Genomic DNA, 23551 nt, shown 5'->3' with positions numbered 1-23551 from the left:
GTGGGGAGGAAGGGGGCGGCGGGGGCCGGGCCGGCGCCCCGGTCCGGGTCACGCCGCGCACTTCGCCGGAACCAACGCGCCACGTCCCAGCAGCCCGCGGCAGGCGAACGCCAGAGCGGCCCCGGCCAGGGCGACGCCGGACGCCACCGCGAACACCCCGTGCGGCCCGGCCCGGTCCATCAGCAACCCGCCCGCCTGCTGCCCCACGGCGTCGCCCACGACGGTCGCCAGGGACGCCCACGTGAACGCCTCCGTCAGCAGCCGACCGTCCGCGACCTGGCTGACCAGCGTCATCTCGCCGGCCGACACCAGGGCGATGGGTGCGCTGCCCACCGCCAGCGCCACCCCCAACGTCACCTCGGACGTCGCCAGCAGCGGCAGGGCGGTGCCGGCGGCGTAGGCGAGCACCAGGCGCGGGAAGCGCCGGTGCACCGCGATCTCCGACTGCGAACGCCCCAGCCACAGCGCGCCGACCGCGCTGCCGACGCCCCAGCAGGCGTACACCACGCCCGTACTGCCCGGTGCTCCGTGCTCGTCCACGAAGGCGGGAATGGCCAGCGTCATCAGACCGATGGGCACCGCGCACACCGCCATGACGCCCGTGAGCGCCAGCATCGCCGGCTCCCTGAGCGGCCCCAGCACACTGTGCGTCCGGCCGTCCGGCGGCGAGCTCCGCCCCTCGGTCTCCACGGGCGAGGGGGTGAGAGCGAGTCCCAGCGCGCCGACGCCGCCGACCGTCGCCACCGTCGTCAGTGCGAGCCCGGCGGACCCCGTCAGCATCAGCGCCGCCAGCATCAGCGGCGCGCCGATCACCAACACCTCGGTGAGCAGCGCCTCCCACAGGTAGGCGATCTCCCGCTCGTCGTCCTTGAGCGGCAGGCGCGCCCACAGCGAGCGCATGCAGGCGTTGGCGGGCGGCAGGGCCACGCCGGCGACGACCGCCACGACCGGCTGTGCCCAGCCACTCGGGCCCGTGGCCCACACCAGTGTCGCGAGCGCCGACGGATAGACGAGGGCGGTGGCGAGGAGCACCGGGCGGCTCCCCCTGCGGTCGACGTACCGGGCGACGAGCGGGCTGCCCACCGCCATGCCGACGGTGTAGAGGGCGGCCACCAGGCCGGCTCGCGCGTAGCTGCCGCCCTGCTCCCGGACCACCAGCACCATCGCCAGCGACATCAGGTACACCGGCAGCCGGGAGACCACGCTCCACCAGGCCGGGCCCGCCACATGGCGACGCGTCAGCAGATCGAGGAACCGTCGAGGCAACCCGTTCGTCACTGTCTCGGTCTCCGTTCGGTGGCCGCGGGTGTGCGGCCGGGCGAGGGGCCGGTGCCGGGGGTCTCCGTACGACCGGAGTCCCCCGAGCCGGCCGGGGATCAGTGGTGCGCGGCACCGGCCTCCCGTGCCTTGGTGGCGGGAGCCACGTCGATGGTGAAGACGTCGAGGACCTCACGCATACGGTGCTCCACCTCGTCGATCGATATGCCTGTCACATGGACGTACCCCGACGCGTTGTGCGAGGCGCGGCGTGCCGCCACCGAATCGCCGACGCCCACCTTGAGAACGGCGTCGACGACCCCGGGGATGCGCAACAGCTCCTCCCTGGGGGTGATGGCGCGGACGACGCCCGAGCCGGGCAGGGGCAGCAGCAGGTCGCCCGCGCAGCGGCGCTCGCCGTAACGGAGGGCGGGGCGGTGGCCGAGGTAGACGTCCAGCGTGGCCCCGAAGACGTCGAAGCCGTAGGCGTGCCCGTGGTTGGCCGTGATCTCGCAGCCCGCCAGCCGCACGCCGACCTCGCCCGCGTAGACCTCGCCGTCGATCACGAAGAACTCCATGTGCACGTAGCCGTGATCGAGGCCCATGCCGGTGGCGATCCGCTGGAGCAGGGCCTTGAGGTCCACCGGCGGGGCCTCGCGGGTGGCGACGCTGATGTTGGCGTTCATCGCTCCGTCGACGATGTCCAGCGGGCGGCAGGGCATCGCGCTGGGCCAGGCGTCCAGCACGTCCCCGTCATGGATGAGGGCGCACACCTCCCACTCGGTGCCGCCGAGGTACTCCTCCACCATCCAGTCCCGCGCACCGAAGTCGATCCCGGCCAGGGAGGTCGGCCCGGTCAGCCGGAAGGTGTCCACGCAGGCGAAGGAGTCGACGGGCTTGAGCACCAGCGGCCACCCGCAGGACCCGGCGAACCGCTCGACGCCGGCCGCGTCCGCCACGCGCGCGTACCGCGCGGTGCGCAGGCCCAGCTCCCGGAACCTGTCCTTCATGGCGGCCTTGTCCCGCACCCACGTCACCTGCCGCCCCGTCAGGTGGGGCAGGCCGACCAGCGCCGCGAACCGCTGGGCGACGGCCTGCCGGGGCTCCGACGGATTGCAGAAGCGGTCGGGCCGTACGGGCAGTCCGCGGATCCAGACCGCGTAGCGCCGGGCCTCCTCCTCCAACGGCACTCCTTCGCGCACCCAGAACGCGGGCAGGTGCGCGGTCTCGCGCAGGTAGTCGTCCGATAGGTCCCGGCGGGCCTCGGCGAAGCGCAGCAGCACCAGCCGGCCGGTCAGGGCCCGGGCCGCGTACCGGGTGAAGGAGGAGGCGCGGTCGTCCGCCATCAGCAGCACCGGCCGGTCCCCGCTCATACGGCCTCCAGGGCCTGGCGCAGGGCCTTGACCGAGAGGATCTGGTCCTGTTCCGAGAGCTCCGGCGACAACGGCACGCACAGGGTGCGGTCCAACAGGTCGCGGGTCCGGGCGAAACCGTCCCGGCTGAGCATCAGTGGATGGTCCGGGGCCAGGCTCCAGGGGAAGCCGTCGCCGTAGAGGGACCGCCGACCGGTGATCACCGGATGCTCCGGAAGCACGTACTTGTTGAGCGTCCAGTTGGCGATGCCGCGCCCGGTGAGGGAGGCCACGGCCGCGTCGCGCAGCTCCCGGCTCTCCCAGCGGAACCGCAGGCTGATCTTCACATCACCCGCGGCCCGCGGCAGGACCCGCAGATCCGTGCGGTCCGGCAGGGCTTCCATGGCGATGGAGTGCTGGCGTTCGAGCCCGGCGAGGAGCTCGTCGAGGTGGCGGAACTGCTGGTACTGGATGGCGGCCACGCCCTCGCTGGTGACGAAGTTCTCCCCGTAGTGGGCGTCCGCGTTCCAGGTCGGGTAACGGCCGGGTACCCGGGCCGAGCCGTGGTCGTGGTAGCAGCGCATGGTCGACCACGCGTCGGTGTCGCCGGTGACGACCAGTCCGCCTTCGCCGGAGGTGAGCACCTTGTTGTGGTGGAAGCTGAACGTGCCGGCGTACCCGGCGGTCCCGGTGTGCCGACCGTCGGGGAAGGTCGCGCCGAGCGCCTGGGCGCAGTCCTCGACGACGTAGGGCACATCCTGCGGAAGCGGGGCCACCGTCCCCTCCATGTGGGCGACGATCACCCGCTCGGTGCCGGGCGGCAGCAGCGTGGTGTCCAGGGAGAGGGAGTCGTCGACGTCCACGAGTACCGGGATCAGCCCGCTGGAGAGCACCGCCCCCGCGACGGCCACGAAGGTGACGGCCGGGATATGGACGAGGTCGCCGGTGCGCGGGCGGGTGGAGATCAGGGCGAGCCTCAGGGCCTCCGTGCAGTTGTGCACGGCCAGGACGTGGGCGGCGCCCAGACGTTCGGCGACCCGGCGCTCCAGTCGCGAGGCGATGCTCTCGCTCTCCGTCTGGTAGCGGAACAGCACGCCGTGCTCGATCGCCTCGCGCAGCTCGTGCATGTCCGACCAGTCGAGGTAGTTGGCGCCGTAGGGCAGGAAACGCTGTCCGAGGCGCTTGTCGAGGCTCATGGCGCATCAGGCTCCGTGATCGGGTGCGCCGCGGCGTCGACGACCATCTCCTGGCCTCGGTAGTTGCGGAGCAGCAGGCCGTCGGGGGTGGGGGTGAAGTACGGCTGCGCGACGGGGATCTTGCCGATCCTGGTGGTCAGTACGTACTGCGGCACCCCGAACCCGGTGATGTGGCCCTGCAGGCCCTCCATGATCTCCCAGCCCTTCTCCACGGAGGTCATGAAGTGCGAGACGCCGGTGACGTTGTCGCAGTGGTAGAGGTAATAGGGGCGGACGCGGATGCGCAGCAGCTCCGTCATGAGGGTGCGCATCGTGGTGACGTCGTCGTTGATCCCGCGCAGCAGCACGGTCTGGTTGCCCACCGGGATGCCGTGCCGCAACAGCCGGTCCACGGCGGCGGCGGACTCCGCGGTGATCTCCTTGGGGTGGTTGAAGTGGGTGTTGAACCACACGGGGTGGTGGCGGGCGAGCATCTCGCACAGCCCGTCGGTGATGCGCTGGGGCAGCAGCACGGGGAACCTGCTGCCGATGCGGATGATCTCCACGCTGGGGATCGCCCGCAGCCCGGAGACGATCTCCTCGAGCTTGCCGTCCTGGTACGACAGCGGGTCGCCGCCCGTCAGCAGGACGTCGCGGATCTCGGGGTGGTCGGCGATGTAGCGGAGGTCCTCGTCGAACGACCCGCCCTCGTCGTCACGGAAGTAGGTACCGGTCACGTCGGTGGTGTGGAACTTGCGGGTGCAGTGCCTGCAATAGACCGGGCACGCCTCGGTGATCAGCATGATCACCCGGTCCGGGTACTTGTGTACGACCCGGTTGGTGCGGCGGTAGTGCATGTCACCGACCGGGTCGACCTCGGCGCCGGGGAACTCCGTCAGCTCGCCGAGCGCGGGCACGGCCTGCAGGCGGACGGGGCAGGCGGGGTCGTCGGGGTCCATCAGGGACGCGTAGTACGGGGTGATGCTCCAGCGGTACTTGCCGGCCGACCCGGCGATGGCTTTCTCCTCGTCGGGGGTGAGGTGGACCCACTGCCGGGCCTTCTCGGTGGTGTTGATGCGTTTGCGCATGTGCCAGCGCCAGTCGTTCCATTCCGCGGCGGGGATGCGGGGCCGGAATCCGGCGAGGTCTGCGGTCGCGTCGGGTTCGCCGGGTGTGCCGGGCATGGCGGCTCCAGTGTCGACAGGCGATCGGTGACTCGAAGGGATGCGAAGGGACGAAGGGGTTCGCAGGGGTGTGCCAGGGGCGGTGTCGCCGCCGGGCGGCCGGTTCACGGCGGTGCGAGCGAGAGCTGACGGAGGCTTCGGGCGACGCGCTGGGCGCCCCGCAGGTCGTCCAGCGCGGGATCGAGCACGCTCCACGGCACCGCCTTCCGCGAGGACGGCACCCACGAGGAGGCGTGGCCGGGACCGGCGGCCCGGGGGACGGTCAGGGCACGGTCCACCTGCGCGGCCAGGTCCCGCTGGGCGGATCCCAGCGGCGGCAGGAAGGCAAGGGGCGCGCTCCGGGCCTGGGCGAGAGCCAGCGCCCCCAGGACGGGCGAGGCCAGGAACGTCTCGGCGGCGGCGTGCAGCGCGTCGACGTCCACCTCGGCGGCGCGGCTCAGCCGCACCTCCCCGGGGCCGCCGATGCCGTCGAGTGCAGAACGGACGAGGCCGAGACCGGTGTCACCGACCACCTCGCACCGCCCACCACCGTCCACGGCGGCCCGGACCAGCGTCCGCAGCGGCCCGTCCGCGAACGCCGCGGCCTCGCCGTCCGGAACACCCCACAAGGACAGCAACAGCAGGGTCCCCGAGCGCACGCGCTCCCTGACCATGCGGACGGGTGCGAGAACCCCGGTGGCCCGGACGCCGCTCCGGGGCTGCCAGGGGCCGGGCAGCCACCCGGGCCGGTGCACCCGTCGCAGTGCCCTGCCCGGCGCACCGGGCAACTCCGCGCCCGAGTGCCCTGAATGCAGGTGGACCACCGGCACGCCCAGCTCCAGCAGCCGGTCCGTGGCCGCCGCATCGTCGCAGACCAGCGCCGCGTCCGGCAGCACATCGCCGGACATCTCCGTCGTGGCGGTGAGCTCGCCGAGATGCGCGGCGACACGGCGGCGGGCCAGCAGCGAGTCCAGCTCCTCGTCCCGGGAGACCAGAAGCACCCGGTGGTGCGGGGCAGCGGCGCCGGGTGGTGGCACCGGTGTGCTCCGGCGGGGGGTGCCCGCGGGTCCGCCGCCCGGGGTCAGTACTGCCATGGCGGCACCGAGCCCAGCCGGGAGACGTCGTCGCTGTACCCGGCGGCTGTCGTGGAACAGCCTCCGCACAGCTCGGGACCGCGTTCGCGGAAGAAGTCGGCGTGCGCACGGAAGGTGGGGGTGTCCAGGAGGATCCTGCCGTTCTCCCGCAAGGGGGCGCCTGACGGGTCGTCATCGGCTTCCCGGTGCGGCAGGCAACTGCAGGCGTACATCCGCCCGAACCGTCCGTCGATGTAGATGACGTCGTCCACCACATGGCACAGCGGCTTGGAGGCGCGCGGGGTCAGGGACTGGGTGAAGTACCGCTCCTGTTCCTCCGCTGTGTCCCCGTAGAACCGCTTGCCCAGAGGCACGAGCAGGGAGCGCGGGTCGGCGTCGTAGAGCGGGTCGCACACCTCCCGCACATGACCGGGGTCGGGGTAGACGATGGAGCGTTCCAGCTTCAGGGCGGACAACTCCCACTGCCGTACCCCCGCTTCGGTGAGGACCTCCTGAAGCCGGGGCATCTCGGTGTAGTTGTGCGGCCCGACCACGGTGTTGACCCTGGGCAGCACACCGAGCGCGGTGGCGGCGCGCAGTCCGCGCAGCCCGTTGTCGAACATGCCGGGGGAGCGCCGGTAGAGGTCGTGGGTCGCGCCCGAGCCGCCGTCCAGGCTGACGATCACCTGCGCCAGGCCCGCCTCGGCGAGCCGGTCCGCCAACCTCGGGAGCAACATCCCGTTGGTGATGACGGACATCCTCATGCCCGCCGCCGTACCCGCGCGCACCAGTTCCACGACGTCCTGGTGCATGAGGGGCTCGCCGCCGGTGAAGCGCACATAACGCACCCCGGCCGCACGGGCCTTGGGCAGCAGCTCCTCGAAGTCGTCGAGGGAGAAGCGGTAGGCGTCGCGCGAGAGCGCGAACTCGCACATGAAACAGTCGGCGTTGCAGGCTTCCAGGATCCTGATGAAGAGGTAGCGGTGACGCTCATGCATCGAAGCCGGGCCTTTCGGGCCGTTCACGGGAAGGGGCACGAGCCGGGGTCAGGCAGGCGATGGTGCCTGCCGCACTATTCCCAGCACCGCGTCGGCCACCTGATCCGCGCCACCGGTCCCCACGGCCGCGGTGAGGGCGCCCCAGTCGGCGACGCCGGCGGTGCGGCGCAGCGCGGCCAGAACGCCGTCCCGCAAGGCCGCCGCCACGTGCCCGCCATCCGCTTGCGCGGCCGCCCTGCCGATCCCGCCGTAGATCAGCTCCAGGGCGTGGTCCTCGCCCTTCGACCGCAGTGCCAACGCCTCGTCCTCCTGGAAGACCTCGCCGGGCCAGGTGACCCGCACGTCGGCGTCGACCGCGCGGCTGTGGGCGCGGCCGTTGAAGATCTGGCTGAGGTTCTGCGGGGGCAGGCAGACCGTGGGCACTCGCAGGCTGCCGGCCTCCAGCAGCGTGGTGAGCCCCGGAGAAGTGAGGAGGGCGTCACAGCCGGCCAGTTCGGCGAGGAACGCGCTGTGGGAGAGCGCACCGGCCGTCACGCGCAAGGGAGCGGGAGGCCGGTCGACGAGGCGCGCGAGGAGCCCCGCCGGGAGATTGCCGGCCAGCCGCACCTCGCGCACGCCGAAGGCGGCGAGGGCTTCCAGGACGACGGGGACGACGACGCGCGGATAGTCCGTCCAGTCGGCGAGCCGGGGGGCGCGGAGACCGCCGAGGCTGACGACGACCTTGCGGCAGGGCCGGGCGGCGGGAGCGTCGGCGCGAGGCGGCGGGGGAGTGCCGATGACGGCCCCGACCCAGCGCAGCGCGCGGACGGACGCCAGGATCCCCTGGCACTCGGGTGGCAGCTCCACGCACTGCTGGGCGCAGTAGACGGTCGCGTTCAGGGGCAGCGCGGCGCGGTCGCCCTCGGTCCACATGAACGGCAGGCTGTCCACGAACGCGGTCGGCACGCCGGCGGTCTCCAGCGCGCGCGCGACGGTTCCGTCCAGCACGACCACCGCCGCCCGCACCGCCTGCGACCGTACGGCTTCCTCGACGGCGGCACGGACGCCGTGTGCGGAGTCCGGCAGGTCGTACCAGCGGTCGACGGCGTGCTCGGCCAGCAGCGGACGCCCGAGGCCGGAGCCGAGGCCCACGAACCGCAGTGGCGACCGCGACCGCTGCCGCAACGCTGACAGGACGGCGCTCAGCTTTCCCGAACTTCCCCAGCCGAACTCGGCCCCCGACACGGCGATGGTGACGGGTTCGCGGCTGGGCACCGGGGCCGGGGAGCCCACGGTGGTGGGATGGTGTGGTGGTCGGACATCGGGAACACGACGCATCAGTGTCTTTTCCGGCTTCCTCGGGCGGGCCGTGGCCCGTCGGACGAGCGTGGAGGAAGCGCGGCCGCCGAGGGACCGGACGGACGCGCCGCGAGCGAAAGGTGCCTGGGCCAACGTTCACGCATATCCGTGGCCGACACAACCGTGCTGTCGGTGGATTCCGGTCAAGGAGGAAGGAATCAGATGACGGTGCATAAGTGCGATAAATCCACTTCTGCCTTCCTTCATGCCGACGGCAGCGCAGAATCACGGCCTCTGTGGTCCGCGAGACGAAAGAGATGGGGGGCCGACGCGCCGATAGGGGGCGTGCGCCTGGGGGCGTGCATCCTGACGGAACTCAACGGGGTGGCCTTAATGGGCCGTAGACGGGGAGGCAAGTGACTAGGCTTTCCGCATGGGCTACCTCGAGGCCGGCGCCCTCACCCACACCCTTCCCGACGGGCGCGAGCTGTTCCGCGATGTGTCGTTCCGCCTCCCGGGCGGCGAGACCGTCGCCCTGATCGGTGACAACGGCGCGGGCAAGACCACCCTCCTGCGCATACTCGCGGGAGCACTGCCCGTCCGGCACGGGGCGGTGCGCCGCCAAGGAGCCCTCGCCGTGATGCCGCAGTTCATCGGCAGCGTCCGCGACGGCCGGACCGTCCGCGACCTGCTGCTGTCCGTGGCGCCCCCACCGCAACAGGCGGCCGCGGCCGCCGTCGACGCGGCCGAACTGGCGCTGATGGAGAACGATGACGAGGCCGCCCAGATGCGCTACGCCGAAGTCCTCACCTCCTGGGGCGAGGCCGGTGGTTACGAGTGCGAGGTGCTCTGGGACACCGTCACGGTCGCCGCGCTCGGCCTGCCCTTCTCCACCGCCCAGTACCGCGACGTCTCCACGCTCTCCGGAGGTGAGCAGAAGCGCCTCGTCCTGGAGGCGCTCCTGCGCGGCCCGGCGGACCTGCTCCTGCTGGACGAGCCGGACAACTACCTCGACGTCCCCGGTAAGCGCTGGCTGGAGGAACAGCTCCTCCGCACGCGTAAAGGCGTCCTGCTGATCACCCACGACCGTGAGGTGCTGAGCCGGACGGCCACCCAAGTGGTCACCCTCGAAGGCGGCTCGGCCTGGACGCACGGAGGAGGCTTCGCCACCTGGCACGGCGCCCGCGTGGCCCGCTGGGAGCGGATCGCGGAACTGCGGCGGCGCTGGAGCGAGAAGCACGAACAACTCAAGGAACTCGTACGCACCCTCCGCCAGCAGGCGTCCATCAGCGACGAGATGGCCTCCCGCTACCACGCCGCCCAGACCCGACTGGCGAAGTTCGAGGCTGCCGGCTCCCCTCCGGCCCCGCCCCGGGAGCAGCGCGTCGCTCCGATCCTCCGCGGCGGCCGCACCGCCGTCAGGGCGATCACCTGCCGGAAACTCGAACTGACCGGCCTCATGCGCCCCTTCGACCTGGAAGTCTTCTTCGGCGACCGCGTCTGTGTCCTCGGCTCCAACGGCTCGGGCAAGAGTCACTTCCTGCGCCTGCTGGACGAGACGGACGGCGAAGCCCCGTCCGCAGTGGAGCACTCCGGGGAATGCCGCCTGGGCGCCCGCGTACGGCCGGGGCTGTTCGCCCAGACCCACCGGCACCCCGAGTGGGTGGGCCGGACCCCGGCCGACATCCTGGGCCGGGGCGAGGGCGACAGGCAGGGAGTGGACCTCCAAGGGGCCATGTCCGCCCTCAGCCGCTACGGACTCGCCGGGGCCGGCCGGCAGAACTTCGAGACGCTCTCGGGCGGTCAGCAGGCCAGGTTCCAGATCCTCCTGCTGGAACTGGCCGGAGCCACCCTGCTCCTCCTCGACGAGCCCACGGACAACCTGGACCTGATCTCCGCCGAGGCCTTGGAGCAGGCGCTGAACGCCTTCACCGGCACGGTGGTCGCGGTCACCCACGACCGTTGGTTCGCCCGTGCCTTCAGCCGCTTCCTCGTCTTCCGGGAGGACGGCCGGGTGGTGGAGGCGGACGAACCGGTCTGGGACGAGGGGCGCGTCGTGCGTGCTCGCGGGTGAGTGAACGGCCGCGGGGTGCTCCGGCGCGCGAGGTGCGCCGGAGCACCCCGCAAGCCGGGATCACCACTCGAAGAAGCGATGGGTGCTGGTGCCGATCGACCGGCCGACCTGCGCCCCCCCGCTGCGGAGGACGCCGCCTCAGCTCTGTGCGACCTCCTTCAGCTCTCCGGTGCCGAACGGGAGCCAGGCCAGCCGGTGCGTGCTCGGCGTGGTGCCGGCGCGGGCGACCGCGACGGAGGAGCCCTGGGGGACGACGGCGATCAGCCTGCTGCCCGGATCGCCGGGAGCCCGTTCGGCCTGGCGGGACTGGACGCTGGTGGCACGGCCGGTGCCGCCGTCCGGGGCGACCGTGACGGTCAGGGTCGGCGCCGGATCCTCGGTGTCGGGCACGTCCTGGTCGGCGCGTACGTAGCCGACGAGGAGGCCGTCCGTCTCCGCGGTGTACGTCAACTCCGGCGCGTCACCGAGGTCGAGGTCGGTGGAGACGTGCGTGAGCGTGGTCGGCCCGTTGACGGTCAGGTCGTTCACGACCAGATGGGGACGGGCGACGGTGACCATGGTCGTCATCGCGTGCTCGGCGGTGGCATCGCCCTCCGGCACCCTGACCACGAGCGCGAACGCGGTGTTGCGGTGCAGGGGCGGGGACTTCCAGTAGCGGACGTTCGTGACGTCCACGGGCGGGCCGTCGTGGAGCATCGTGTACGTCGCCCCGGGCCGGGAGTCGCCCCGCCAGATCAGCTCCGCGGGGATGCCGCTCCTGACGAGGATCCGCTCGGGCCGGAAGTCGCCGGTGGTGAAGCCCGCCGGGACCTTCGCCAGTGGCCATTCCTCGCCATGGGGCTCCTCGGCGTTCTTGATGCGTTCCTCGATGGTCAGTTTGCTGGTGCCGACCGCCGTGTTGATCTCGATGTGGGCCAGCGCCATTTCCAGCTGCCCTCCGGGCGGGAGGGTGGCGGAGCGCCTGGGGGTCAGGACGGCCGTGCCCGGGGCCTCCTGGTCCAGTTCGAACCGCCAGAACTTGTTCTGGTCCTCGTCGTCCGTCACAGGATCGGCACTGCCCGGATTGCTGCTCAGCTCCTCCGGCCCGCTTCCCACGGGGAAGGAGAAGCGGGCCGCCTCCAGATGGACCGCGCGCTGCTGGTGGTTGGTGACGGTGATCCGCAGCGTCGCCTGCTTCACTGTCGGTCCCGAAGAGACCTGGATGGGCGCCGGATCGGGCTCCACGTCGTAGGTGAGGACACAGGTGCTGTCGTCGGGGCGTCGTCCTTCCATGCCGCCGGTCACCCCCAGGCGGGGGAGACGGTGAGGAACGCGTACTGGGTCAGCGTCAGGCCCAGCGGGAACTCGACGGGGTCGCCGCCGGTCACCGGCAGCTTCTGTACCGAGGTCCCCAGGTAGTCGGTGACGAAGAGGTGCTCCCCGTCCGGGGAGACCGCGACCGCCGACAGCCGGCGTCCCTCCTTCCCCGGGATGTCGCCCACGTGGCTCGCGCTCGCGATGTCGATCACCTTCACCTTGGAGTCCAGGTCGACGGAGTACAGCTGTTGCGAGTCCGGCGATGCCGCGATTCCCATCAGGTCCCGCCCGACCCCGACGGGGACGGGCGCGCCGCCGCCGGCCGTCCTGGCGATGGCGACGAAGGAGCTGCCCGAGTCGGGGTTGGTGATGCCGAGCGTGGCGCCGTCGGGGGTGAGCGCGAGCTCCGTCGGTTTCGACCCGCCGTCGATCCGGCGGGTCACCGTCACGGTCGCCGTGTCCACGACCGCCACGTCGTTGGTCGTCCGGCAACTGACATAGACACAGGTGCTGTCGGGCGAGGCGACGACACCGGAGGCCTGCTCCCCGATCTCGACGGAGCGGACCTCGCCGGTGGCGAGGTCGATCGCGTGGACGGCCGTGCCGAACACCGTGGCGACGTAGACGGCCGAGCCGTCGGGCACCGGGGCCACCCGGTACGGCCACGAGTCCTCCACCGTCACGGACTTCGGGGTGCCGGCTGTGATGTCGAAGAGGGTGAGGCTGCCGTTGCCGCCGCCGGAGGACTTGACGGGCGCCAGCGCGCTGAAGCCGTCGGGGGAGATCGCGACGCCCCCGGGATAGGAGCCGACCTGGCTCTGCCTGATCTTCTGCCCGGTGTCGGCGTCGAACACCCACAGGACGCCCGCGGTGTCGTCGACCACGCTGAGGAACGTGCGGTAGAGCCACCGGTCCCGCAGTGCCTTCGTGCCGGACGTCACGCGGTGGCTGTCGGGATCGGTGTCGCACTCCGTGTAGCGCTTTCCGTCCGGGGCGACCAGGTAGCCGTTGCGGGTGGCGGGGTGGTTGAACGCCGCCGCCACGCCGCCGTAGACCTCGGAGTCGGGGTAGTCGGCGTTCGACCAGTCCTTCTCGATCGTCCCTTGCTCCAGGACCGCGTCGGAATCGAGGTCGTAATTGACGAACTGACCGCCCCGGAACAGGTACACCGTGCCGTCGGACGCCGTCATGCCGGCGTCGATGCCCTGGGTGAAGTCGGGCGCGCCGTTCCGCAGGCCGGGGAGCTTGTCACCGATCTGCACCGGTGCCGAACCACCCACCGGCTCGTTCTTCGCGATGTCGTACAGCACGCACGTCGAGCCCTTGAAGAAGTAGACGCGCTGCGTGTCGGTCGAGCACGTGGCGTCGACACCGCTCAGATAGGTGGCGGGGAGCTTGGGCCACAGCTCGCGCAGCGTGTTTCCGCGCTGCGGCGGGGCCGTCGCCGCCGCGTCGTAGTGGACGGCCCAGCCACCGCGGATCATGTAGACGGCGGCCGGCGCGTCGCCCGAGTCGGGGACGCTGAACGCGGCGTTGATGCCGACGGCTGTGAGGTCGGTCGTGTTCTCGGTCATCGCTGAAGCTCTCCTGGTCGGGGGGCCGGTACGGTCGTCCACGGGGTGCCGCGGTTCACGGCTCGATCACCTGCAGCGATCCCGAGCCGAACGGGAACCACGTCAGGGCGGCGGTGAAGGCACCGCCGTCGGTCTTCTGGACCACGCTCACCGTCGAGCCCCGGGGCACCGGGACCAGCAGGCTCGCCTCCTGGTTCTCCGTGCCACCCCGGACGTCCCAGGACTGGGTGGCGAACTTCTGGCGCTTGTCCGGCTCCGGAGGCGTGACGAAGACATTGAGGGTGGCCGGCGCCCCGCTCTGGTTGGTCTTGATGTAGCCGGTGATCACACCGTCGGTGTCGGCGGTGTACGTCCACGTCCCGCTCTGGGTGCCACCGGCGATCTCCTGGGTCCGCCCGAACAGCCGGACCACGCCGTTGGCGTCGAGGCTGCCGACCTCCAGATCGGGCACCCTGACGGTCACGGCCGTGGTCAGGCCGTAGGTGACGGGCACGCCGTCCTTCTCGGTGGAGGCCAGCAGCATGAACGCGGTGGTGTCGTGGAGGGCCGGGGAAGGCCAGGTGCCGTGGCCGTCCACCATGCGGTCGTTGACCGTCTGGGGAGGTTGGTCGCCGTAGAAGAGCACGTAGTCGGGGCCGTCGATGCCTTTCCAGGTCAGGGTGACGGTCTCGCCGTTGGGCACGACGGGCCGGTCGGGCACGAAGTCCTCCAGCATGGCCTCTGCAGGGGACTTCGCCAGCTTCCAGCTGCCGGACGCGCGCTCGTGGGACAGCCCGTTGCCGTCTCCGGACACCTCGCTGATGCCGAGCGTGACGGTGCCGACGGCCTCATTGACCACGATGTCGTCAAGGGTGAGCACGAACTGCTCGCCCGGCTTGAGCCCGGTGCCGGGCAGGGCGGGGCGAACGCGGAACACGCCCCCGCCCCGGTGCTCGGCCTCCCAGCCGCCGTGGCCCTCCGTACGTGCCGTGATGGTCTCGGGGGCGGCCGTCAGGGCGTCGGTGCCGCGGCCGGTCGGCACGGCGACCGTGATCGTGTCGCAGGTGACGGGGTCGGGGCCCGGGTTGGTCACGGTGATCCGCAGCGCGGCGTGGCCGTCGGACGTGTCCGTGGCGACCCTCAGCGGTGCGGGGCTGGTGTGGATGGCGTAGGAGAGTGCGGTGGTCATGACGTGCTCCCGGGTGTTCGGTCCGGGCCCTGGGCGGGCGGTCGTCGTTCGGCGCCGTCGGCGTCGCCGAGCGCGCCGGACAGCTGGAGGAAGCCGGTCCGGGCGGCCGGCCCGGTGTCCGTGAGGGCCAGGACGGCGTCCGGGGTGGTGAGGGGGTACGTGGTCCAGTTCACGGAACCGGTCGGCTCCGCGCGACCGGCGGCCGCGGGCTCCGCCCACTGCCATGTGCCGCGCCAGCCGGACGGGCCGGGCATGACCAGATGCGGGGTGGGCGTACCGCCCTGCTCGTCGGCCGCCATGCGGGTCCCGGCGAGCAGCGGCCCCATCCGGAACGACAGCTTCATGCGGGCCAGCGGTTCGCGCACCCAGGTCGGCGGCAGCAGGAGCCGCCCCACGGGAAGGAGGTCGGTGACGGCGTGGACGGCGGCCCAGGGGTCCGCGAGGAGCGTCACCCAGGCCGCGGCCTCGTCCGCGATCCGGGCGGGTGGGGCGACGGGCCGCGCGGGAATCGCGATCTCCTGTCCGTCGATGGGAGCCGCGTACCCCGGACCGCCGGAGCGGGTTTCGGGTTCGGGGACGGTGTACAGGCGGGTGTAGTCGGAGCCGAGGAAGAAGCCGGCCAGCCCGTCGCTGAGGATGTCCCCGGCGCCCAGCCGGACGTTCCACAAATAGCTGGTGAACTCCGGCTCCGGTGCCGGCTGTTCGACGACGTCGCTCCAGGACGAGGACGTCATCGGCGGCCCGTTCAGCTCGAACTTCAGCCGGGCGCGCAGCAGCGCCATGGGGCGGCCCACGAGTGCGGCCAGGCTGGTGTCGTCCTCGCCGGGCGTGGTGGCCGACATACTGCGGTCGACGGCGGTCAGCAACTCGGCGAAGGCGTCCGCCCCGCCCTCGAGCAGCTTGGTGACGAAGCCGTACAGATGGGGCAGTTCCGCGGCGAAGGCCCGCCCGGACTCCGTGTCCGGGCCGAGGTCGGGGTAGGGCGACTCGGGCAGCGGATCCCAGTCGGCGAGCTGCTGGTGCGCGGTGTCCAGGACCGCCCGGATCTCGCCCAGCGCCGCACCGTCCGGGGCGTGCACGAGCAGCGACCGCGAGAGGTGGTTGGCCACGAGCCAGCCGCAGACGGGACTCTCTCCCGCCGCCTCACCCGGGCCCGCGTCGACGTCGACGCGGTGGTGGTCGTCCTTGGTGGAGACGAAGTCGAAGCGCAGCCGGGTGGGCTGGAGCAGACGCGGGGGCAACTGGATGAAACGGTACGGATTCTCGGGCAGCACCGGGATGTCGGGAGTGACGCTGTCGGCGGGCAGGATCGGGAACGATGCCACGTTGTCGGGACTGATGACGGCCAGGGACCGGCCGAACCGGTCGATGACGTGGAGCTGCTCGAAGGTGAGCTGGGCCGCCCTGACCGGCTGGAACGTACGGTCGGAGCCCGAGGCCGGGCCGGGTTCGGGGACTTCGCTCAGTGAGACGCGCGAGGTGCGGTTGTCGACGAGGTCCGCGAGCGCGTCGACCGGAGCGAGGTTCGTCGAGGTGGTGTGCTGGGCCAGCCAGTCGTTGACGCCGTCGATGCGCTGGGAGAGCAGGTCCCAGTCCTCCGCCCGGGCGCGGAGTTCGCGCAGCTTCTCCACGGGCCCGCGGGGATGTGTGTCGGCGTGCTGCGCGAGGCGGGCCCGGGTGGTGAAGCCGGGCAGGGGATTGAGCATGGCCCGCCCGGCGAGGACGGTGGGGCCCTCGTCGCCGGTGCCCTGCCAGCGGTAGCGGGTACCGCAGAACGTCCAGTGGTCCTGCCCGTCGCTGCGGTAGGGGGTGGGGTAGCAGTTCATCTTCCAGATGAGGTGCAGCGGCGACCAGGGTTGCCGCCACTGGCGCATCCAGCGGGCGACGGTGCCGGTGACGTTGACGCCGGGGCGGGCCAGCGCCTCCTCCAGAGCTGTCGCGTCGGGATTGCCGCCCGGCGTGACGGCGGCGAGGTCGAGGAGGAAGAACTCGCCGAGGAGCGCGTCCAGGGCGGTCGTTTCGGGCAGGCCGGTCAGGTCGGGGGCCGGCGGCGCTGCGGGGGGCGCGGTCATCTCGCCGCGGATGCGGACCTGCGTCACCGTCTCCTCGGAGGTGCGGCAGGCCAGGTCCGCCTCGTCGGTCAGGGGCCGGTCCAGCTTGGCCCCGCGGATGATGACCGAGGGGTCGGGCGTGCTGTGGAAGGCGGGCTCGGCGCACCGCTGGAGCTCCCGGCCCGGCAGGAGGCAGTGATCGGTGGCGTATTCGTGGACCCGGTCCGCGAGCTCCTCGGCGGTGTCGCCCCACGGGATGCGGGAGCGCAGGCCGTTCTCGCCGAAGAGGGCGGTGAGCTTGTCCCGGGCCTGCGCGGCGACGGTGCCCTCGCCGTCAGGGTCGAATTGCGCTTCGCACGCGGCTTTCCATTCGGGTCCCGGCAGGGTCGGCCGACCGTGCAGCCACCACAGGCCGTACAGGCGGCGCTGGAAGTGGGAGAGCTCGCGGGAGGCGGCGTCGTGTTCGGCCTGGGTGGCGTTGAGCGCGGCCAGCCACTGCCGCTCGTCGGCCGACTGCTGCGGCGTGAGCCGCGGCTGCGGGCTGCCGTCGGCCGGGGGACGGTCGACGATGCGCCAGGTGTAGCCGCCCTGCTCATTACCGAACCAGGTGCGGCGGGTGGCCTGGTCGAGGGCCGCGTCCCCGTCCTCGTCGAGCACGTCCAGCAGGTCGTAGCAGAACGCCTCCCACAGGCGTGCGGCCTCCGGATCGTCCAGGGCCGCCGGGTGGAGGGCCGTCTCGGCGTCGGTGGCGACGTGTCCGACGGCGACGTCGATGTCGGTGACCACGTCGGGCTTGTCGGAGTCGGGACGGTCGCCGTCGATCTTCCAGGAGAGGCCGAGCGCGGAGCCCGCGTAGAGGGACCGGGCCGGGCGGAACGCGCTCTCGGTGGTGGACCACCGCAGGGACTCCAGCAGGGCCCGGACGTCCCCGCCGGGCGGCGCGGCCAGGATGTCCCAGGCCGGGTCCGAGTACCAGCCCACGACGAGATAGCTGAGCAGCGACGGCTCTTCGAGGTCGGTCAGCGGGTCGTGGAGGGAGAAGACGTTCTTGTTGTAGGGCTGGAACGTCGCGAACGTCGGCAGTCCCGGGCCCACCGCGGTGAGGAACGGCCGGCGGCCGGCCGGCTCCGTCCAGGGGGCCTCGGCGAGATCGTGGAGCCGGCCGATCCACGCCGGCTTCAGCCCCTCGGCCCAGGGGTCCAGGAACGACGAGGTGCCGTCCGCGTCGTCGAGGAAATCGCTGTCGACGACCCAGCCGACGGCGGAAGGCGTACTGCCGGGTCGGTCCGTGGGCCTGCTGTAGCGGACGACGAGCCAGCGGTTGGGAACGATCGGGAATTCCACCTTCCCGGCCGGTCCGTCCTGCCGCCCGCGCCGCAGGGCGTCGGGCACCAGCCACTGCAGGTGGATCCCGTGGCCCGGCTTGCCGGTCGCAGAGGAACCGAAGGGATCGGGCTCGGGGGGCTGCCGCTCGTCCAGCCGCTCGAAGTCGGGGTCCCAGCGGCGCCAGGTCTCGTTGGCGCGGACGCGCTCGTTGACGAGAAGCGCGTCCACCTGGACGGGAACGATCAGGGGGGACGGGGAACTCATCATGCTGGTCCTCACTGCTGGCCGGGTCGGTTCGGGTCGAAGACGATCCGTTGCGGGGCATTGACGAGCTCCACGGCGAGCGCACCTGGGGACAACGCGTCGTCCGGGCCCAGCTCCCCCAGCGTCCGCAGGGCGGCGGCCACGGCGGGGACCAGCGGGTCGGCGCCGGCGTCGAGGTCGAGGACCTCGGCCGTCCCGGTGTCGGTGGCGGGGCGGAGGAAGCGGGTGATGTCGCCCTCGCCGGCGCGCGGGACGGACTCGCCGACCAGCGAATCCCCCACGGGGTCGGTGAGCCGGCGCAGGCCGATGCGGTCGCCTTCGTCGATGCCGAAGTGGATGCCTTCGGAAGGCTCCCGGAAGACCACCTGGTCGGGCACGCCGTCGACGAGGCACAGCAGCAGGTCCGGGCCGATGGCCGCACGGTGGACGATGTCCAGCAGATCGAAGTCGTCGCCGGTGACGGCGCGCCGGGGCTCGATCACGACGTCGGGCCAGTTCTTCACCAGCGCGGAGCGCATGAGGAGCCCCGACAGCTTCGGGGGTTCGTCGAGGGCTTCGCGCGCGAGGTCGTTGACCGCGACGTCGAGCGAGGTGCCGAGGCCGGTGCTGAGCACCCCGTCGCGCAGGGCGGCGCACCACTGCGCGTCGACGTGGAAGAAGCGCAGGCTCTCCGGCGGCAGCATGCGCGCGTCGGGCACCAGGTGGCCGAGCGGGGCCGCGGCCAGCAGGGTCACCTGGTCGAGCGCGCTCAGCAGCGGGGCGAGCGGCTCGCGCAGGGCATGGAGCAGCACCTCGCGCGTCGCGCCGGAGCGCAGCCGGTTGCGCAGGTCCGTGACGGCCGGCGGCCGCGGCACGCCGCCCGCAGCACGCCGGGGCGCGGGTACGGGCGCGGTGCGCGTGCCGGGCAGGGAGGTGGCGGCCGCGTGCAGGCGGGCGCCGAGCCCTTCGTCGATCAGCTCGTGGAACCGGTCGCGGGCCGGGTGCGGGCCGGTCCGGTCCCGCATCAGCGCTCGCTGGGCGAGGCGACGCGCCCGCGCGCGGAAGGCCGACACCGTCGCGGCCAGGGTGGAGTCGGACATCGCGAGCGCCCGGCCGAGCGTGAAGGCGGCCGCGTAGCTGACGTCGAAGACCCCGGCGTCGGTGAGGTAGACCAGGGCTTCGTCGGCGTGCGCGTAGTGGCCGGTGGCCGGGGTCGGTACGTCCTGCGCCACGACGGGGGTGAAGGGGCCGCGGTACCAGGCGAAGGTGTGCTCGGCCGAGGGCAGCCCGTGGTCCACCGGTACGTAGCCGAGGTCCAGGCGCTCGGTGGCGGGGCTCGCGGCGGTGCCCGCCGTGCGGGGCCGCAGGCGCAGTCCGAGGCCGGCGGGGTCGTCGGCCATGTGCCGGATCAGCGCGTCGAAGTGGGCGCTCGCGTCGGGCACCGCCTCGAAGGACCAGGCCCGCAGGGACACCATGCGGACGACGGACGGGGCGGGCCGGGTGCCGTCGAGGTGGCCGGCGAAGCCCTCCAGCGAGACCAGGTGCGCGGCGTAGCGCCCGGCGGTGCGGGGGAAGCGGTTGGCCACGACGACGGAGTAGTCGCCGACCTCCAGCTTCTCCCCGTTGCGGCGCACGCGCAGGGCGTGCCGGTCGGTGACCTTGCGGACGTGGCACAGATAGGGCAGGTCGGCGCGGCGGGGCACGAGCGCGGCGAAGACGTCCGAGGGCACGTCGATCGTGGCGCAGGAGGCGTCCCGCAGCTCCGGCGGTACCTCTTCCTCGAGGGTGATGTCGGGGACGAGGACGTCGCCGGTGGCGGTCAGGAGTTCGCGCACGGTCCGCGTCCGGACGTGTCCCTGGGCCTTGGGGTCGTCCGGCAGTTCCTGTTCCGCGAACAGGAGCAGGGCCAGCCAGGGCAGTTCGGGCTTCGCCGGGTCGAGGGCGCGTTCCCACGGGAGGATCAGCCGGCCCAGGGTGATGTGCGGCAGGACGTACTCGAAGGCGCCGCTCGCCGCGGGTGCGGGGTGGACGGCGTGGACGAAGGACCCGTCGAGGGTGAACTGGGGCGAGCGGATCTCGAAGTCCTGCCGGGCGGTGGGCAGGCTGTCGGTGCCCACCTTCTCGCCGGACACCGTGTGGTCGAGCGCGATCTCGTAGAGCCCGGCGGGTGCGGCCGGGATGTGGTTGTCGTGGAAGTGGACGCTGAACCGGGGGACGTCCCCGGCAGCGGTGGGCTGCGTCATGGTGGCTTCCCTCGCGCGGTTCAGATCGTCATGGGTTCGGCGGTGAAGGCGCCCGCCGCGGCGAGGCCGGCGAAGCCGTCCAGGCGGTCGTGGGAGGGCGGTGCGACGCCGAGCTCGGCGAGCTCGGCGTACAGCGCGTCCCTGGCGGGCACGGTGGTGGTGGCGATGCCTGTGGCGATGGCGGCGATGCTCGTCGGCTCGTGGCCCGGCTGCCAGGCCCGGGGCTCCGGTCCGGCCGGCAGGTCGCCCGGGGTGATGGGCAGGGCGTGGCTGGGGACGAGGGGATCGAAGCCGAGCGAGACGTCGGTCATCTCGCCGGGTGTCGGCCCGTCCTTCGGCGCGGGCACGGTGACGGTGAGGCCGATGAGCTGGTCCGGCACGAGCGGGGACGCCCCCGCGTCCGCGGCGGCGGGTTCGCCCGCGCCCCACAGCGCCTGCGGCACGTTGGTGTTGACGGCTTCCACCGTCCAGCCGCGCCGGATCGGGTCGAAGCCCTCGTCGTCTCCCAGGCGCACCGTCAGCTTGTGCTCGGAGGCCAGCCCGGTGACGGCCATGGGACGGATGTCGAGGGGCTTGCCGTCGACTTCCTTCGTCGTGACGGTCGCCTTGGACGCCGGCACGGGTGTCGTGGTGGAGAAGGAGAAGCCGTCGGCCGAGACGACCCAGCGGTCGTCGCCGGCCGCCCGGCGGAGGGCGCGGGTCGCCTCGTCCTCGGGCAGGATGCCGGTGAGCGGGGTGATCCGCAGCATCCGGTCGCGGGCGGGGAGCTGCTCCTGGAACTCGGCCCAGCTCACCTCCTTGGCCTTGTCGGGCTTCGCCCCGAATTCCACGTCGAAGTCGATGCACCACAGGTGCACCGTGGCGATGCCGCCGACGGGCGGGCCCCACAGGTCGAGGTCGACGCCGACTTCGCCCCGGACGGTGAACAGCCACAGGTCGACCGCGAACCCGATGCGGACCCCGACGCCGAGCCGGAAGTAGAACGGCTTCCACTGGATCAGCGCGTCGAGGCGGGCGGTCAGCCAGGCGTCGACGATGCCGGCATGGAACGACACCTCCAGCTTGCCGCCGACCATGAACGCCGACGGGGTCAGCGCGGTGTACGCCTCGCCCCGGACGGTGACACAGCTGGAGATGCCCCACGTGTAGCCGAGCCTCGGTACGACGGGGTAGTGGTCGGGCCGGTCGAACCCGGGCGCGTAGCCGCCCAGACAGAAAACGAAGTCGCCTTCGCGGGCCCCGCTGAACCACGTCCGGTAGGCGAGTCCGCCCGTCAGCCGGCACTCGGGGTCGAGCACGTACGACTCGGGTGTGAGCTCCGCCGCCAGCGCGAGCATGCCGTCGGAGGAGGTGTACAACGCCTGCATGGCCAGCTGGACGCGGGCGATGGCGGCGCCGGAGTCGCGGCGTACGGGGAAGGAGGCGGTGGCCAGGCCGAGGACGGCGATGGTGAAGTCGTCCCCGAACTCGACCAGGGCCAGCACCTTGCCGTCGACGAGCTGGAAGACGGTGAAGTCGATGCCGAGCGCGAACCAGATCTGGCCCTGGGCGGGGCTCAGCCACGGGGGCCTGCCGCCCGAGCCGTCGAGAAGGTCGTCCAGTACTTCGAGCGGCGGCCGCTGCTCGCCGCTGCCCAGTTCGGCCACGAACGGGAAGGCGGGCGTCTCGGCGGGGGCCGGGATGCGGACCGAGCTGTTGTAGCCGAAGCCGGCGGCGATCCCGCGCACCTGGAAGGGGGGCGGGCCCAGTCCGTTGCGGCCGGCCAGGACGCCGTAGAGGAACAGCGAGGGGTACCCGCCCTCGGCGCGGGCGTAGGCGCCGAGCACCTTGACGCTCGCCACCTTGGCCTCGATGACGGCCATGCCGGCGAACAGCATCTCGTAGGGCGGCTCGGACTCCTTGACGAGGAACGCACCGCCGATGCGGACCGGCGGCCGGTCGAAGGCGAGACCGAGCCCTTCGAGGGTGGCCTTGAAGCTCCAGTCGCCGTCGGCCAGGCGGATGGCGAAACCCAGCTTGGACGCGCTCAGTTCGATGCCGCCGGCGTCGACCGTGGCATCGATGGTGACGCGGGCCGTGCCGTCGGAGTAGGACAGCCCGATCTCGGAGAGCCGCAGCGGGCCGAAGACCGCGTCCAGGGGGATGCTCGCCCGGGCGGGAACGTCCTCCTCGTCCTCCGTGGCCTGTGCGACGAGCTCCAGGCGCGGGGGAGGGGTGGGGCCGGGCTGGGGCTTGCGCCGCAGCGGGTACACGAGGCCGTAGTTCTTCTCCGACAGGGCGGTGGCGCCGGTGACGGCCAGCGACGCCCCGTCCGTCAGACTGCGGCTGGGCAAGCCGATGTTGACGCCGACGTTGCTCATGAGGTCGTTGAGGGCCTTGACCTTGCGGACCGTCATGGCCGCCGAGAGGTGGAAGGCCTGGAGAGCGGCGAAGACGAGGTCGTCCTCGACCGGGGCGTACTCGCCGACCGAGGGCAGGTCGGCGAGCCCGGCCTCGAGCTTGCCCTGGAGCAGGACCGCGCGCAGCCGCGGCCCCGCCGCGCCGGTGCCGGCCTTCTGCGGCAGGGAGGCGAAGGCGAGCTGCACGTACTCGGTGGCGGCCGAGAAGACGAATGCCCTCTTCCGCTTCTCGTACGCGAACGCGACCTGCTTGAGCACCGGGACCAGGGCGGGCGGCAGGTCGGCCGGGGCGGTGCCGAGCGCGTGGGCGACGTCGTCCCAGGACACCCCGTCCTCGGAGGACCAGTCGCCGATCAGCGCGCCTTCCTGGTACGTGGCGGTGAACGTCATCTCCTTGGGATCGCCGTCGGCGTCCTTGAAGGTGAGCACCAGGGCGGCACTGAATCCCTGCGCGCCTGCGGACAGTTGGAGATGCGGGGCGAACGGATCCTGTTCCCCGGAGTCCGCCTCGGTGGCCGGCAGGGTGAAGTCCAGCAGCACTCCGGTGACCAACTGCTGTGCGTCGACGGTGAAGGAGACGTTCACGGGGCAGGGCCCGTCGACCACCGTGAAGGACAGCGTGCCTTCCAGGGTCACTTCACCGCGGTTGGGAATCGCAGCGCCCACCGTGAGGTCCGCCGACGTCAGCCACGTCTCGAACAGCGGGCCGACACCGGGGATGTCCCCGATCCGGTCGCGAGGCAGCACGAAGTCCCCACCAGGGGCGGGGAACAGGTCGAGCAGGTCTTTGAGCGAGAGCGCCATGGGTTCTCCCCGGCCTTGGAAGCGGCTTCGACACCGGGCGGAATCATGGCATGCACGCAGCGTCACGTAGGGCGCAC

Annotated in this window: 14 protein-coding genes; 1 reads left to right on the top strand and 13 read right to left on the bottom strand. The window is 72.2% G+C overall.

What is annotated here, in order from left to right:
* Nucleotides 1–48: 48 nt before the first annotated feature.
* The 7 genes from FHS38_RS16915 to FHS38_RS16885 form a co-directional block, all read right to left on the bottom strand.
* Nucleotides 49–1278: an MFS transporter gene (locus FHS38_RS16915; RefSeq protein ID WP_184734396.1), complete on the bottom strand. Its 1230-nt coding sequence runs from the start codon at nucleotides 1276–1278 to the stop codon at nucleotides 49–51.
* A 98-nt stretch (nucleotides 1279–1376) separates the two neighbouring features.
* Nucleotides 1377–2630 (bottom strand): ATP-grasp domain-containing protein, encoded by a 1254-nt coding sequence (locus tag FHS38_RS16910; RefSeq protein ID WP_184734395.1) that lies wholly within the window; start codon nucleotides 2628–2630, stop codon nucleotides 1377–1379.
* Nucleotides 2627–3805: a DegT/DnrJ/EryC1/StrS family aminotransferase gene (locus FHS38_RS16905; RefSeq protein WP_184734394.1), complete on the bottom strand. Its 1179-nt coding sequence runs from the start codon at nucleotides 3803–3805 to the stop codon at nucleotides 2627–2629. The genes FHS38_RS16910 and FHS38_RS16905 overlap by 4 nt, the downstream gene beginning before the upstream one ends.
* Nucleotides 3802–4968 carry an arginine 2,3-aminomutase gene (blsG, locus tag FHS38_RS16900; RefSeq protein WP_184734393.1) on the bottom strand — a complete coding sequence of 389 codons (1167 nt, stop codon included), beginning with the start codon at nucleotides 4966–4968 and terminating at the stop codon, nucleotides 3802–3804. Before blsG ends, FHS38_RS16905 begins: the two co-directional genes overlap by 4 nt.
* Before the next feature lie 104 nt (nucleotides 4969–5072).
* Nucleotides 5073–6041 carry a CGA synthase-related protein gene (blsF, locus tag FHS38_RS16895; RefSeq protein WP_184734392.1) on the bottom strand — a complete coding sequence of 323 codons (969 nt, stop codon included), beginning with the start codon at nucleotides 6039–6041 and terminating at the stop codon, nucleotides 5073–5075.
* Nucleotides 6029–7018: a cytosylglucuronate decarboxylase gene (gene blsE, locus FHS38_RS16890; protein ID WP_184734391.1), complete on the bottom strand. Its 990-nt coding sequence runs from the start codon at nucleotides 7016–7018 to the stop codon at nucleotides 6029–6031. The genes blsF and blsE overlap by 13 nt, the downstream gene beginning before the upstream one ends.
* A gap of 48 nt (nucleotides 7019–7066) precedes the next feature.
* A complete protein-coding gene (locus tag FHS38_RS16885; protein WP_229821987.1) occupies nucleotides 7067–8290 on the bottom strand; it encodes a hydroxymethylcytosylglucuronate/cytosylglucuronate synthase in 1224 nt (407 codons plus the stop codon).
* A 439-nt stretch (nucleotides 8291–8729) separates the two neighbouring features.
* Between FHS38_RS16885 and FHS38_RS36530 the strand changes: the two genes are divergently transcribed.
* Entirely contained in the window at nucleotides 8730–10370 is a 1641-nt protein-coding gene (locus FHS38_RS36530) for an ABC-F family ATP-binding cassette domain-containing protein (protein ID WP_184734389.1), read from the top strand.
* A gap of 138 nt (nucleotides 10371–10508) precedes the next feature.
* On the opposite strand, the gene FHS38_RS16875 is transcribed toward FHS38_RS36530, so the two are convergent.
* The 6 genes from FHS38_RS16875 to FHS38_RS16850 are packed head-to-tail and all read right to left on the bottom strand — an operon-like array spanning nucleotide 10509 to nucleotide 23474.
* A complete protein-coding gene (locus tag FHS38_RS16875) occupies nucleotides 10509–11642 on the bottom strand; it encodes a hypothetical protein (RefSeq protein WP_184734388.1) in 1134 nt (377 codons plus the stop codon).
* An 8-nt stretch (nucleotides 11643–11650) separates the two neighbouring features.
* The gene (locus FHS38_RS16870; protein WP_184734387.1) at nucleotides 11651–13240 is read right to left on the bottom strand and encodes a beta-propeller fold lactonase family protein; all 1590 of its coding nucleotides are present in this window, start codon (nucleotides 13238–13240) and stop codon (nucleotides 11651–11653) included.
* Nucleotides 13241–13295: 55 nt separating this feature from the next.
* Nucleotides 13296–14408, bottom strand: a complete 1113-nt coding sequence (locus FHS38_RS16865; protein WP_184734386.1) for a hypothetical protein — start codon at nucleotides 14406–14408, stop codon at nucleotides 13296–13298.
* On the bottom strand, nucleotides 14405–18049 hold the full coding sequence (locus FHS38_RS16860) for a hypothetical protein (RefSeq protein WP_229821986.1): 3645 nt from the start codon (nucleotides 18047–18049) through the stop codon (nucleotides 14405–14407). Before FHS38_RS16860 ends, FHS38_RS16865 begins: the two co-directional genes overlap by 4 nt.
* Before the next feature lie 11 nt (nucleotides 18050–18060).
* Nucleotides 18061–20271 (bottom strand): hypothetical protein, encoded by a 2211-nt coding sequence (locus FHS38_RS16855; RefSeq protein ID WP_184734384.1) that lies wholly within the window; start codon nucleotides 20269–20271, stop codon nucleotides 18061–18063.
* A 20-nt stretch (nucleotides 20272–20291) separates the two neighbouring features.
* Nucleotides 20292–23474 (bottom strand): DUF6603 domain-containing protein, encoded by a 3183-nt coding sequence (locus tag FHS38_RS16850; protein WP_229821985.1) that lies wholly within the window; start codon nucleotides 23472–23474, stop codon nucleotides 20292–20294.
* Nucleotides 23475–23551: the final 77 nt, after the last annotated feature.

The organism is Streptomyces netropsis, assembly GCF_014203545.1.
GTDB lineage: Bacteria > Actinomycetota > Actinomycetes > Streptomycetales > Streptomycetaceae > Streptomyces > Streptomyces netropsis.
The sequence above is the reverse complement of the archived record's forward strand: the minus strand, read 5'-3'. Positions and strand labels throughout refer to the sequence as shown.

Bases quoted from the DNA above. Each gene is read 5' to 3' on its own strand.
- FHS38_RS16910 (WP_184734395.1), bottom strand. From the start codon at position 2,630: ATGAGCGGGGACCGGCCGGTGCTGCTGATGGCGGACGACCGCGCCTCC.
- FHS38_RS16905 (WP_184734394.1), bottom strand. From the start codon at position 3,805: ATGAGCCTCGACAAGCGCCTCGGACAGCGTTTCCTGCCCTACGGCGCC.
- blsG (WP_184734393.1), bottom strand. From the start codon at position 4,968: ATGCCCGGCACACCCGGCGAACCCGACGCGACCGCAGACCTCGCCGGA.
- blsF (WP_184734392.1), bottom strand. From the start codon at position 6,041: ATGGCAGTACTGACCCCGGGCGGCGGACCCGCGGGCACCCCCCGCCGG.
- blsE (WP_184734391.1), bottom strand. From the start codon at position 7,018: ATGCATGAGCGTCACCGCTACCTCTTCATCAGGATCCTGGAAGCCTGC.
- FHS38_RS36530 (WP_184734389.1), top strand. From the start codon at position 8,730: ATGGGCTACCTCGAGGCCGGCGCCCTCACCCACACCCTTCCCGACGGG.
- FHS38_RS16875 (WP_184734388.1), bottom strand. From the start codon at position 11,642: ATGGAAGGACGACGCCCCGACGACAGCACCTGTGTCCTCACCTACGAC.
- FHS38_RS16870 (WP_184734387.1), bottom strand. From the start codon at position 13,240: ATGACCGAGAACACGACCGACCTCACAGCCGTCGGCATCAACGCCGCG.
- FHS38_RS16865 (WP_184734386.1), bottom strand. From the start codon at position 14,408: ATGACCACCGCACTCTCCTACGCCATCCACACCAGCCCCGCACCGCTG.
- FHS38_RS16860 (WP_229821986.1), bottom strand. From the start codon at position 18,049: ATGAGTTCCCCGTCCCCCCTGATCGTTCCCGTCCAGGTGGACGCGCTT.
- FHS38_RS16855 (WP_184734384.1), bottom strand. From the start codon at position 20,271: ATGACGCAGCCCACCGCTGCCGGGGACGTCCCCCGGTTCAGCGTCCAC.
- FHS38_RS16850 (WP_229821985.1), bottom strand. From the start codon at position 23,474: ATGGCGCTCTCGCTCAAAGACCTGCTCGACCTGTTCCCCGCCCCTGGT.